The sequence below is a fragment of the Gardnerella leopoldii genome (assembly GCF_003293675.1).
Taxonomy (GTDB): Bacteria; Actinomycetota; Actinomycetes; order Actinomycetales; family Bifidobacteriaceae; genus Bifidobacterium; species Bifidobacterium leopoldii.
Genome location: NZ_CP029984.1, coordinates 152,015 through 165,345 on the forward strand (window position 1 = coordinate 152,015; position 13,331 = coordinate 165,345).

11 protein-coding genes are annotated in these 13,331 nt (G+C 46.0%); all 11 read left to right on the forward strand.

Translation table 11 applies throughout. The annotated features are described in order from the left end of the window. The first annotated feature begins 3 nt into the window (after nt 1-3). The 11 genes from ruvX to DOD25_RS00795 all read left to right on the forward strand — a co-directional run bounded on the left by ruvX (nt 4) and on the right by DOD25_RS00795 (nt 13,265). Nucleotides 4-468, forward strand: a complete 465-nt coding sequence (gene ruvX / locus DOD25_RS00740) for a Holliday junction resolvase RuvX (RefSeq protein ID WP_004119274.1) — start codon at nt 4-6, stop codon at nt 466-468. A gap of 45 nt (nt 469-513) precedes the next feature. Next, nucleotides 514-1,695 (forward strand): endolytic transglycosylase MltG, encoded by a 1,182-nt coding sequence (gene mltG / locus DOD25_RS00745; RefSeq protein WP_112928515.1) that lies wholly within the window; start codon nt 514-516, stop codon nt 1,693-1,695. A gap of 509 nt (nt 1,696-2,204) precedes the next feature. Further along, nucleotides 2,205-2,621, forward strand: coding sequence for a hypothetical protein (locus tag DOD25_RS00750; protein ID WP_004105258.1), 417 nt, complete (start codon nt 2,205-2,207; stop codon nt 2,619-2,621). A 49-nt stretch (nt 2,622-2,670) separates the two neighbouring features. Next, entirely contained in the window at nt 2,671-3,858 is a 1,188-nt protein-coding gene (aroC, locus tag DOD25_RS00755; RefSeq protein ID WP_112928516.1) for a chorismate synthase, read from the forward strand. Next, complete coding sequence (locus DOD25_RS00760; RefSeq protein ID WP_112928517.1) at nt 3,855-5,537, forward strand: bifunctional shikimate kinase/3-dehydroquinate synthase; 1,683 nt, start codon at nt 3,855-3,857, stop codon at nt 5,535-5,537. The genes aroC and DOD25_RS00760 overlap by 4 nt, the downstream gene beginning before the upstream one ends. A 19-nt stretch (nt 5,538-5,556) precedes the next feature. Beyond that, nucleotides 5,557-6,012 (forward strand): type II 3-dehydroquinate dehydratase, encoded by a 456-nt coding sequence (locus tag DOD25_RS00765; RefSeq protein WP_064340465.1) that lies wholly within the window; start codon nt 5,557-5,559, stop codon nt 6,010-6,012. A gap of 62 nt (nt 6,013-6,074) precedes the next feature. Further along, entirely contained in the window at nt 6,075-7,757 is a 1,683-nt protein-coding gene (locus DOD25_RS00770) for a CTP synthase (RefSeq protein ID WP_004119263.1), read from the forward strand. 585 nt (nt 7,758-8,342) lie between these two features. Continuing rightward, on the forward strand, nt 8,343-9,797 hold the full coding sequence (gene sufB / locus DOD25_RS00780) for a Fe-S cluster assembly protein SufB (protein ID WP_217428707.1): 1,455 nt from the start codon (nt 8,343-8,345) through the stop codon (nt 9,795-9,797). Next, nucleotides 9,797-11,044, forward strand: a complete 1,248-nt coding sequence (gene sufD / locus DOD25_RS00785) for a Fe-S cluster assembly protein SufD (RefSeq protein ID WP_112928518.1) — start codon at nt 9,797-9,799, stop codon at nt 11,042-11,044. Before sufB ends, sufD begins: the two co-directional genes overlap by 1 nt. Nucleotides 11,045-11,053: 9 nt before the next feature. Beyond that, nucleotides 11,054-11,830, forward strand: a complete 777-nt coding sequence (sufC, locus tag DOD25_RS00790) for a Fe-S cluster assembly ATPase SufC (RefSeq protein WP_004105229.1) — start codon at nt 11,054-11,056, stop codon at nt 11,828-11,830. A 94-nt stretch (nt 11,831-11,924) separates the two neighbouring features. Next, nucleotides 11,925-13,265 carry a SufS family cysteine desulfurase gene (locus tag DOD25_RS00795; protein WP_162720547.1) on the forward strand — a complete coding sequence of 447 codons (1,341 nt, stop codon included), beginning with the start codon at nt 11,925-11,927 and terminating at the stop codon, nt 13,263-13,265. Nucleotides 13,266-13,331: the final 66 nt, after the last annotated feature.

Here is a 13,331-nt window from a genome sequence, read left to right on the forward strand (position 1 = left end):
AATATGGTGTGGTTAGGTATTGATTTAGGTGACGCAAGGGTCGGACTTGCACTTTCCGACCCTGGTCTCACCTTTGCACATCCTATTGGTAATGTGCAAGTGTTTGGAGATTCCTTCCGTGCTATAGATGAAGTGCTTGAAGTTATTGAAGATAACAATGTAGAAAAAGTTGTTATAGGCTTGCCTTTGCAACTCGATGGCACTGAAGGAAAATCTGCTAAAAAAGCTCTGCGCTGGGGGAAGAATCTAATAAAACGCATGCAAATATTGCATGATGAAAAAGATTGGGCATTGGATTATATGCCAGAAGTAGTTTGGAAAGATGAGCGTTTGACAACAGTAAGTGCTCATCGTCAGCTTTTGCAAGCAGATCTTTCTACTAAAAAGCATCGCCCAATGGTGGATCAGCAGTCGGCAGTGTTGATTTTGCAGTCTGCTCTCGATTCAAAATATGCGCAACAAAACTAGTAAAAGTAAATGAACAAAAGTTAGAAAGTAGAAGAGGAGTGTCAAATGTCCGATAGTTTTGATGAGTTCTTTGACAATCATGCACAATGGACTGAGCATGATGATTCTCCTTCATCGTCTACTTCTAACGGTTCAGATTCGTCAGGAAAATCTCGCAAACGAGCAAAAGCGCGTCTTGCTGCAAAGAAGCGTAAACGTCGAGCAAAAGCAGTTTTAGCTATATTGATTGTGTTCGTGCTATGTGTTGTTGGTTACGTTGGATACAGTGCTGTGCGTGCGTGGCGTTTGTCTCAGAACAGTGAAGCTGTTGCAGATTGGTCGGGTCCTGGTTATGGATCTGTTGAGTTTACAGTCGATACTGGCGAAGGCGCTATTACAGTTGCTGAAAAACTAGTGAAAGCGAATGTTGTTAAATCGCAAGCTGCATTCACTTCAGCTGTTTCTGCAAATAATAAAATTTTGTATCCTGGCGTTTACTCACTGAAAAAACATATGGCTGCTATTGATGTAGTTGATATTCTTTCAGATCAAACAAAAGCAGGCGGATTCCTTGATGTTCGTGCAGGGGATCACGCAGCAGACGTTTTGCAAAAAGCTTCAACATTATCTGGAATAAGTTTAGATAAATTCAAGGCTGCGTTAGCTGATGGCGCCGCAGGAATTCTGCCTGCTGAAGCAAACGGTAGCGTTGAAGGCTGGCTAGAGCCTGGAGTTTATAACGTAAAAGCTATGAAAAGTGCGGATGCTATTCTTTCCGCAATGGTAAAAAAGCGTATTGAAAAACTTGATTCTCTTGGAATTCCTAAAGGTAAAGATAGAGAAAAAGCCTTAATTATGGCGTCTATTGCCGAAGCTGAAGTGAATAATCGCGAATATTATGGCAAAGTTATTCGCGTAATACTGAACCGTTTGGCAAAAGATATGCCGTTAGGAATGGATTCTACTGTTGGTTACGGCGCAGGAGTAAAACCTATTAAACTCACGCAAGCAATGCTTGACGATGCAAATAATCCGTATAATACACGTATTCATAAGGGTTTGACCCCTACGCCTATTGGCATTGCTGGCGACAGCGCGTTGCTTGCAACCATTAAGCCTCAAGATGGTCCATGGCTTTACTTCGTCACTACGAATTTGAAGACTGGTGAAACGAAGTTTGCGGATAACAAAGACGACTTTTTGAAATTCCGCGACGAGTACAAGCGCAATAATCCCGAAGGCAACTAAACTAAGCTTATTTTTGTTTGCTGTGGCGCGAGTTTTGGGGGATTTCTCTCCTCGCAAGTTCCCGTCCTTCGTCGCTTTGGCTGTTAGAGGTTTTTGTGTCTGCTTTGTTCTTTAAAGAATGTTGCTTCCTCAGTCCTCTTTTATTGCTCGTAGAGAAATCCCCCAAACTCTGCGTGTTTAATCTTTAATAACCTCGTTTTATCGCAGAGATTTTTCGATTTTTCTTCTTCGCTTGGCGAATCAGCAGCCTGCGGCTCTGACGTTCGCCGCGCTCAGTGCGAAAAATCTCAAATCTCTACCACACTGATATCCACACGACTGAATGGTGCGAAATTAAAATATTAAATAAAAATATAGCTTTTAACCACATAGATGTGTTGAGGTTGTAACAGTTTCGCAAGTTTTCGTAATCTGCTTTAATGAAGCAATTAATTATTACGATACTATCGGTGCTACCAACGCTCACATGTTTAATTTCAGTTTGCGCAACAGACATAAAAAGTCGCGTAGTGCCAAGACTTTGGGTTGTTATTGCAGGAATTTTTCAATCTTTTGCGAATCTCATATATTCGATTATTTTATTTAGAAATATTAGCGTGCTTATTTTCGGCTGGATTTCTTGCGTAATTATTTTTGTAATTTACTGGAGTATGCGAAAAATTTCCGCAAAAAATGCTATTGGCTTCGGAGATGTTACGAGCGCGTCAATGATTGCGCAAGCCTTGGTATTATTCGGCTTTGACTGCTTAATTTACTGGTTCGCTTTAGTTGGAGCAGTTGGCTTACTTTGGCTTTTGCTATGGAAAATTTACTGCAAAATCTGCTCTCCAACCAACGCATCAATACCATTCGTACCAGTAGAAGCAATATCTGCAATACTCGCAGCATTGCTGTCAATAACAACCAGCTCAATACTTGGTAGTTAGTAGAGTAGAGTATTTAGACGCGTAAATTACTTGAGAATGGAGAAATGGCATGCTTAGATGGCAAACGGCAGGGGAGTCGCACGGTGAAGCGTTAGTAGCCATGATTGAAGGTTTGCCGGCTGGCGTGCACATTACTAGCAACGATGTAGTTTCGGCACTTGCTCGCCGTCGCCTTGGTTATGGTCGTGGAGCGCGTATGAAGTTTGAGCAAGACAAAGTGCGTCTTTTAACTGGAGTTCGCCACGGCGTAACGCTTGGTTCTCCGATTGCTGTAGAAATCGCGAATACAGAGTGGCCAAAGTGGACCGAAGTAATGAGTGCAGATCCTTTGGATCACGAGGTTGAGCAAGTTGGCAGAAATGCTCCTTTGAGCCGTCCTCGCCCAGGTCATGCGGATTTAACTGGCATGCGCAAGTACGGTTTTAATGATGCTCGCGAAGTTTTGGAGCGTTCGAGTGCTAGGGAAACAGCTTCTCGTGTGGCTTTGGGTGCTATTGCTGATGCGTTTTTACAGCAGGCTTTGGGTGTGCGCACAGTTGCGCATGTTATCGGCATCGGCGGCGAATACACTAACAAAAGTTTAGCTTTACCAACACCAGATGATGTTGCCGCTCTGGATGCTTCTCCAGTTCGCACTCTCGACAAAGATGCTGAAGCTAAAATGATGGCTCGCATCGACGAAGCAAAAGCAAATGCAGATACGCTCGGTGGAGTAGTGGAAGTGCTTGCTTACGGTATGCCTGCAGGAGTTGGCACATACGTTGAGTCGGATCGTCGCTTGGATGCAGCTCTCGCGAGCGCGATTATGGGAATTCAGGCTATTAAAGGCGTGGAAATTGGCGACGGTTTTGCAGAGGCAGATCGCCCTGGATCGGCCGCGCACGACGAAATGGTAACAGGCGAAAACGGGAAAATTAAGCGTCTTACTAATCGAGCTGGAGGAATTGAAGGCGGAATGTCGAACGGCGAAATTATTCGCGTGCGCGCTGCAATGAAACCAATTCCGTCTATTCCACGCGCTTTGTGCACAGTGGATGTGCTTACTGGCGAAGCTGCTCAAGCTATTAATCAGCGCTCAGATTTCACTGCTGTGCCAGCTGCTTCTGTAGTTGCAGAAGCGATGGTAAGGCTTACTTTAGCTAAGTATGCTTTGGAAAAATTCGGCGGAGATTCTTTGCAAGAAACGCGCCGAAATGTGGAGTCTTACGTAGCTTCCTGGCCGGAGAATATGAAATGAGCAACACTAAACTTCCGCTAGCTGTTATTATTGGCATGCCTGCTGCTGGGAAAACGCGTGTTGGCCGTGAAGTTGCGCATCTTATGAATCTGCCTTTTTATGATACAGATGACATGATCGAGTGCGATATTGATATGTCAATACCGCAATATTTCGAGGAATATGGCCAGGATGCTTTTCGTGAAATAGAAGCTCGCATAGTGCGAGAGGCAATTTTAGGAGATACATCTGCAGAAGATTCTACAAAGGGAATAGTTTCGCTTGGTGGCGGTGCGCCTATGCGTGAAGAAACTCAAAAAGTTTTGCGTGAGTATATGCGTAGTGGTGGTCGCGTTGTGTATTTGCAAGCAAATGCTAAAGAGGCTATTGAGCGCGCAAGCTGGAATAATAATCGTCCTATGTTTTCTGGAGAAGATGCGCAAAAGCGTTGGATGGAATTATTTGAGCAGAGAGATCCTGTTTTTAAGGCGGTATCGAATATCCACATGCAAACAAAAGGTTCGACTCCGTATATGGCTGCAGAAAAATTAAGGAATATGATTATGCAACGTATTGTGCACGTAACAGGTGAGGGAATTGAACCATACGATGTGCGAATTGGCGACGGTGCAATGCAACTTCTGCCGCAAATGCTTGGAACTAAGCCGGTTAAAGTGGCGTTAGTTCACACGCAACCTGTTCAGCGTCATAGCGACAAAGCTCGAACTATTTTGCGCCAATCTGGTTACGAAGTTTTCGACATGCTAATTCCGGATGCAGAAGCTGGAAAAACTATTAAAGTTGCAAGCGGATTGTGGGCTAACTTGGCAGAAGCTGGTTTTACTCGTTCGGATGCAATTGTTGGTTTAGGCGGGGGAGCAGCAACGGATGTCGCTGGCTTTGTTGCTGCAACTTGGATGCGTGGAATTCGCTATGTAAACTGCCCTACTTCGCTTCTTGCGATGGTTGACGCGTCTACGGGCGGTAAAACTGGTATTAATACGGATGCTGGAAAGAATCTAGTCGGCAGCTTTTACACTCCAGCTGGCGTTTTAGCAGATACTTCTACGCTTGCAACTCTTCCAAACGATATTCTTATTGAAGGCTTGGGTGAGGTTGCAAAATCTGGTTTTATTCGCGACGGTGAAATTTTGAAGATTCTTAGCGATGCCAATAATGCGAAGCTTTTGCGTGAATTTAATGGGGATGATTTAGAAAATAATAACGAACTTCACGAACTGCTCGTGGAGCTTATTGAACGCACAGTTAAAGTAAAGGTGTATCACGTATCGAGCGATTTAAAAGAGCAGGGTTTGCGCGAGTTTTTGAACTACGGGCATACGCTTGGCCACGCGATTGAGCAGATTGAGCATTTCCGCTGGCGTCATGGAAACGCTGTAGCTGTTGGCATGCTTTTTGCGGCGGAGCTTGCGCAAATTTTAGGATATTTGGATGCGGGAGACGTTGCGTATCATCGTTCGCTTTTGGATTCGCTTGGATTGCCAACTTCGTGGCAGTGTGCAAAAGATGCGGATGCTGCTTTTGAGTGCGTGCTTAACCTTATGCATCGCGACAAAAAAGCGCGCGGCAACATGCTACGTTTCGTAATTTTGGATGGTATTTCGAATCCTATTCATCTTGACAACCCGCCTATTGAAGCAGTTAAAGAAGCTTTCGAGCGCGTTTATAAGCAAAATTAATTAATCTTGCGAGGTAAAAATGGAAAATCAGCATACAAAAAAAGTGCTTGTTGTAAACGGGCCGAATTTAGGTCGTTTAGGCGTGCGACAGCCGGACGTGTACGGTAGCGAGAACTTTGAAATTTTGCGCGAGAAATGCGAAAAGTGGGGTGCGGAACTTGGGTTTGAAGTAGAAGTGCGCCAAAGTGACGACGAAGCTCAAATGGTTCACTGGATGCACGAAGCTGCCGATACTCATACGCCCGTTGTTATGAATCCTGCCGCTTTTACGCACTACAGTTACGCGCTCGCGGACGCGGCTCACATGGTTTTGGATGCTGGAGTTCCGTTAATGGAAGTGCATATTTCTAATCCTGCTGCGCGCGATGCTTTTCGTAAAATTAGCGTAATTAGTCCTGTTGCAACCGGCACTATTACAGGCATGGGATTGTACGGCTATAAGCTCGCTTTGGAAGCTGTTGCGCATCTTGTTTGATTTTGTTCGATTTTTTGCGAATCAACACCCAGCGTCGAGGCTCGAAGATACTATGGAGTTCCATGGTTAGAAGACAACATGGTAACTCTCAGGAGCATATTACAAAGCATATTTTTGTCACTGGTGGCGTAGTTTCGTCCCTCGGAAAAGGCCTTACAGCATCATCTTTAGGCCGACTTTTACGCAGTCGCGGATTGCATGTATTACAACAAAAACTCGATCCTTATATCAACGTTGACCCGGGTACAATGAACCCATTCCAGCATGGTGAAGTCTATGTTACGGAAGATGGAGCGGAGACAGATCTCGATATTGGTCATTACGAGCGATTCCTCGATGTTTTCTTAAGCCAGAAAGCGAATGTTACAACTGGTCAGATTTATCAGTCTGTGCTTCGTAAGGAGCGCGCTGGCGAATATTTGGGTCAGTGCGTGCAGGTTATTCCGCATATTACTGGTGAAATCAAGTCGCGTATGCGCGCTCAAGCTTCCGACGATGTAGACGTTATTATTACGGAAATTGGCGGAACGGTTGGCGATATTGAGTCCCAGCCATTTTTGGAGGCAGCTCGCGAAGTTCGTCGCGATTTAGGTCCTGAAAACTGCATGTTTGTGCACGTTTCTTTGGTGCCTTATATTGCTGCAGCTCACGAATTGAAAACTAAGCCAACTCAGCATTCTGTTATGATGCTTCGCTCTCTTGGCATTTCTCCAGACGCGCTTGTCTTGCGTTCGGATCGTCCGCTTAATCAAGGCATCAAAGACAAGATTTCGCTTATGTGTGATGTCGATGCTGAAGGCGTTGTGAACTGCGTCGACGCTCCAAGCATTTACGATGTGCCGAAGATTTTGTTCAACGAGGGTTTGGACGCTTACGTTGTTCGTGAGCTTGAGCTTCCATTCCACGATGTTGATTGGAACGAGTGGGAAGATTTGCTTGAGCGCGTGCATCATCCAAAGCATGAGCTGAACATTGCAATCGTTGGAAAGTATATTGATTTGCCAGATGCGTACCTTTCTGTTACCGAAGCTATTAAGGCTGGCGGTTTTGCAAACTGGGCTAAGGTAAACGTGCGCTGGGTTGCTGCAGACAAGTGCGAAACTCAAGAAGGTGCGGCTGCGGCTCTTGACCAAATGGATGGCATGGTTATTCCAGGCGGCTTCGGAATTCGCGGTATTGAAGGTAAAATTGGCGCACTTCGTTACGCTCGCGAGCACGGTTTGCCAACGCTTGGTCTTTGCCTTGGCTTGCAATCTATGGTTATTGAATACGCTCGTCACGTGCTTGGACTTGAGGATGCTAATTCCACTGAGTTCGAGAAGGATTGTGGCGATCCAGTAATCGCAACTATGGAAGAGCAGAAGGATATTGTGGCCGGTAAGGGAGATATGGGTCACACAATGCGACTTGGCTCTTACCCTGCAACGCTTGAAGAAGGCTCTATTGTTGCTGAGCTTTATGGCACTACGCATGTTACTGAGCGTCACCGTCACCGTTATGAAGTGAACGTGGCATATAAGGATCGTTTGCGTGAAGCCGGCTTGCGTATTAGCGGTCAAAGCCCAGATGGTAATTTGACTGAGTTTGTGGAGCTTCCAAAGGAAGTTCACCCATTCTACGTAGCAACTCAAGCTCATCCAGAGTTTAAATCTCGCCCAACTAAGCCTCATCCACTGTTTGCTGGCTTGGTTGCGGCTGCTCTTGAGCATCAAGAGGCTTCTCAAAATAGCAAGGAAGATAAGTAGACTTAAGTAAGATTTAAGTAAGGCTTAAGTAAAGCTTAAGTGGGACTTAAGTAAGAATTAAGTAAATAGAAATAAGCGGTAAGACTTGGTTTTCCTAAGTTTTGCCGCTTTTTAATTCGTAAACGACCTTTTCTTGACAACGCTGCAAAGTTTTTGCCGCTTTTTGGCGCGTAACCGACCGAAACTTTACTACGCTGTAAAGTTTCTGCCGTTTTTTGGTGCGTAAACGACCTTTTCTTTACACTCGCGTAAAGTTTCTGCCGTTTATGTTTTATTAGATTGTGATAAACATTACGTTTTGCACGTAACACGGCTATACCAAGAAATCGCATTACGCGGTAACCTTAGATAGGTGATAATTGAGTGGGGAGAGTGCAAAAGTAGCGCTTTGGGGAGCAGCTTTTGCCAATTAATACGTACCGCGCGCAGGTGTGCGTTAAGTATGGAGGTGTTACAGGCTTTATGAGCGATACTAGCAATATGAGCGATGCTGGCAATATGAATGATACTGGCGTTACTGGCGATCTAAGCGTTGCAGCAAGTGATGGCAATAATCCAGCAAAAAATAAAGCTGCAGACGTTGAGATGAGCCAGTATGTGGCAGATCGCGCTCGCGTAAACGAAGAGAAAATCCGTAAAGACGAGCAGATTGTCGCTGAATTTGGCGATTACAATTACGGTTGGCATGATTCGGATGCTGCAGGCGAGGCTGCGAAGAAGGGTATTGACGAGTCGGTTGTTCGTGCAATTTCCGCTGACAAGCACGAGCCGGAATGGATGCTAAATCTTCGTTTGCAAGGTTACCGCGCATTTTTGCAAAAGCCGATGCCGGATTGGGGCGTGGATTTAAGCGGTTTTGACGCGGATGATTTTAAATACTACGTGCGTCCGGTTCACGATCAAGCGAAAACTTGGGACGATTTGCCAGAAGATATTCGCAAAACTTACGACAGGCTCGGCATTCCGGAAGCTGAGAAAAAGCGCTTAGTTTCAGGCGTTGCAGCACAGTATGAGTCGGAAGTTATTTACAATTCGATTCGCGAAGACTTGGCTGCGCAAGGCGTAATTTTTGTTGATACGGATACAGCAGTGCAAAAGTATCCGGAGCTTGTAAAAAAGTATTTTGCAACTGTGATTCCAGTTGACGACAACAAGTTTGCGGCTCTTAACACAGCGGCTTGGAGTGGTGGCTCGTTCGTGTACGTTCCAAAAGGCGTGCACGTGGATATTCCGCTTCAGGCTTACTTCCGCATTAATACGCCGAACATGGGTCAGTTTGAGCGCACGTTGATTATTGCAGACGAAGGCTCTTACGTGCATTATGTTGAGGGTTGCACGGCTCCAATTTATTCCACGGATTCTCTTCACGCTGCAAACGTTGAAATTGTTGTGGAAAAGCATGCGCGCGTGCGATACACAACCGTTCAAAACTGGTCAAATAACGTGTATAACTTGGTAACTCAGCGAGCTTACGTGCGCGAAGGCGGCACAATGGAGTGGGTTGACGGCAACATCGGCTCCAAAGCTACTATGAAGTATCCTGCTTGCATTCTTGCTGAGCCGTACGCAAAAGCAGAAACTATGTCTTTGAGCTTTGCTGGACGCGGTCAGTATCAAGATACGGGTGCGAAAATGATTCATTTGGCTCCGCACACGAGTTCAACGATTGTTGCTAAGTCGATTTCGCGCGGCGGCGGACGTTCAGCTTACCGCGGTCTTGTGAAGATTATTAAGGGCGCGAAGGGCTCTAGTTCGTCTGTTGTGTGCGATGCTTTGCTTGTTGACGATTTTTCGAGGTCGGATACTTATCCGCATGTTGACGTGCGTGAAGACGACGTTTCAATGGCTCACGAGGCCACTGTTTCCAAGGTTTCGGAGGATCAGCTTTTCTACTTGATGAGTCGAGGGCTTGAAGAAAAAGAGGCTATGGGCATGATTGTTCGCGGCTTCGTAGAGCCGATTAGCCGCGAACTTCCAATGGAGTACGCGCTTGAGTTGAATCGCTTAGTTGAGTTGCAAATGGAAGGATCCGTGGGCTGATGAGCGAAGATTTAAAAGAGAATTTAGGCAATAAAATGACGGAAAAAGAAATTACTATTCCTGTAGCAGATCCTAATGATCCGTATGCGGTTCCTGCGGCAATGCCTTCTAGCGCAGACAAATCCGTGCGCTCGTTCAACGTGGAAGATTTTGCGATTCCAACGCGTAAGCAGGAAGATTGGCGATACACTCCAGTTGAGCGAATTTCCGAGTTTTTCGAGCGTTTTAAACCATCTAATAGCATTCATGTAACGCTTGAAGGCGTTGGTGGAGCTGCTTTGGATGATTCTTATGTTGGAAGCGACGGTTCCGTAAGTTTGCAAGTAAAGCCGCAAAACGAGGCTCCTCACACCGGAATGAAGCCTTCTGATCGCGCGGCTGCAGTTGCGTGGAATGCAACGAAACAAGCGCGCGTGCTTCACGTATCTGGCGAAATTAAAAAGCCAATCGTGCTGAAAATTCAGGGTAATAATGTTAATGCGCTTGACGCACTGCACTTAGTAATCGAAGCGGATTCTCGCTCGAATGCTGACATTATTATCGAACATACCGGCTGCGCGAAACTTGCAGAAGGTGTGGAAATTATCCTCGGAAAACACGCGCACGTTTCTACTACCTTTATTCAAGAATGGGATTCGGGCAGCAAACACGTTGGAAATCAGCGTATTCACGTGGGTGAGGGAGCTTCGCTTCGTCACACGATGGTCACTCTTGGTGGAGATGTTGTGCGTATTCGCATGGATCAAGATTTTGGCGGCGAGCAGGGCGATTTGAACATGCTCGGCATGTATTTTGTGGATCCTGGCGAGCATGTTGAGCATCGCACGATGGTTGTGCACAATTATCCGGAATGCAAGTCGCGAGTAGTGTACAAGGGTGCTTTGGAAGGAAAAGGCGCGCATTCAACTTGGGTTGGAAACGCGCTTATTAAGCCGGAAGCTCCTGGCACAGATTCGTACGAGTTGAATCGTAATTTGGTGCTCACTCCTGGAGCAATCGCTGATTCTGAGCCGAATTTGGAAATTGAAAACGGAAATATTATTGGTGCCGGTCACGCAAGTTCAGTCGGTAGATTTGACGACGAAGAGCTTTTCTACTTGCAATCGCGCGGAGTTAGTGAGATTGAAGCCAGAAAGCTTGTTGTGCGTGGATTCTTTAACGAGCTTATTGAAGAAATTGGCGTTCCGGAAATTGTTGATCACTTAATGAAGGCAATTGAGCGCCGTCTTGCAAGAACGGAAGAATAGGAGAAAAACATGTCAACTTTGGAAATTAAGGATTTGTACGCTTCTGTAGAAACAAAAGAAGGTCGCAAGCAAATCTTAAAAGGCGTAAATCTTACAGTTAATTCTGGCGAAACGCACGCAATTATGGGTCCTAACGGATCTGGAAAGTCTACTCTTGCATACACTTTGGCAGGGCACCCAAAGTATGAAGTCGATTCCGGTCAAGTTCTTCTCGACGGCGAAGATATTTTGAAAATGACTCCTGACGAGCGCGCAAAAGCCGGATTATTCCTCGCAATGCAATACCCAGTAGAGGTACCGGGCGTATCTATGACGAACTTCCTTCGCACTGCAAAAACTGAAGTCGAAGGCAAAGCTCCATCTTTAAGAAGCTGGGTGAAAGAACTTAGCGAGGCTATGAAAAAGCTTCGAATGGATCCAAAATTTGCGTCGCGTTCTGTAAACGAAGGATTCTCTGGCGGCGAAAAGAAGCGCGCGGAAGTTTTGCAATTAGAGCTTTTGAAGCCGAAGTTTGCAATTTTGGATGAAACTGATTCTGGTTTGGATGTTGACGCGCTTCGAATTGTGTCTGAAGGTGTGAATCGCGCCAAAGAAAACACCGGTTTGGGCATTATGATGGTCACGCATTACACACGAATTCTCAAGTATATTAAGCCGGATATTGTGCATGTTTTTGCGCAAGGTCACTTTGTAAAGACTGCAGGACCGGAGCTTGCGGACGAGCTGGAAGAAGAAGGCTACGACAAGTATTTGCCGGAAGGTACAACCGAGTCGGCGCTGGCTTAAGCGCGGTTCAAGTGCAGTTTAATCTATCTGTATATTCGTAAAAATAGCGTTAAAATAGCGGTTTAATATGACTACAGTGACTACAGAAAATATTATGCGAGAATTTAGCGATTTGCGCTCGCAGTTTCCGATTTTAAGTCGCACAGTTCACGGCACTTCGCTTCACGATACTGTGCACGGAAAACCCTTGATTTACTTGGATTCTGCAGCTACTTCGCAAAAGCCGCAAGTTGTAATCGACGCTGAAAAAGAGTTTTACGAAACAATTAACGCTGGTGTGCACAGGGGAGCGCACGAGTTGGCTGCACTTTCGACGGTTGCGTTTGAACAAGCGCGCGCGAAAGTTGCGTTGCTTGTTGGAGCGTGCGCAGATGCTGGCAGCGAGGAAATTATTGTTACTCCGGGAGCTACGGGCGCTCTTAATCTTCTTGCAACTGCTATTGGTAACGCTAGTGCGAAGGCGAGAATTTGCAAAAAAGACAGTGCTGATTTGGTTGATTCTGCAGATTTCCGCAAAAATTTTGCGCTTCAAGAAGGCGACGTAATAGTCGTATCTCGCGCGGATCACCATTCTGTCTTGCTTCCATTCCAGGAGCTGGCTCTTCGCACGGGAGCAGAGCTTCGCTGGATTGACGTAACAGAAGATGGTCGCGTGCGCACGGATGCAGATTATTTGCGAACAATTATTGACGAGCGCACGAAAATCGTTGCAGTTACGCATATTAGCAACGTTACTGGCGCTATTACGGACGTTTCGTCGATTTGCAAGCGCGCTCACGAAGTCGGCGCGATTTTTGTGCTTGACGCATGCCAGTCAGTTCCGCATATTCCAGTTGATTTTCACGCATTAGACGTTGATTTTGCGGCATTTAGCGCGCATAAAATGTATGGTCCTACAGGAGTTGGATTCTTGTATGGTCGTCGCGAGCTTTTGAATGCGCTTCCGCCTGCGAATTTTGGCGGCTCAATGGTGGAGCTTGCTTGGCTTAACAAGTCGGCGCAATACATGGATGTGCCTTACCGCTTTGAGGCTGGAACTCAGCCTGTTGCGCAAATGGTTGCGGCAGGAGTTGCAGCGGATTGGCTGCGCTCGTTGGACATGAACCGAGTTGCAGAGCATGAGCAGGAAATTGCTGCAGAATTGCTAAAATTACGGGATGTTCCAGGCGTTCGCGTTTTGGGTCCGACTGATTTAGAGAATCGAATTGGCACAGTTGCTTTTGAAGTTGAAGGCGTGCATCCGCATGATGTTGGACAGTTTTTGGACGCGCAGGGCATTGCGATTCGCGTCGGGCATCATTGTGCTCAGCCGATTCACCGTCATTTTGGCGTGTACGCTTCGAATCGTGCTTCTGTTGGCGTTTACAATACGATTGATGAGGCTCGTGCGCTTGTTGAAGCAGTCTCACACGTTCGCGCCTACTTTGGCGCATAATATTGTTAGCGAGCGAGTTGGAGAAGTTAGCGAGTTAGTCAATCGAATCGGCGAGTCAACGAGTTA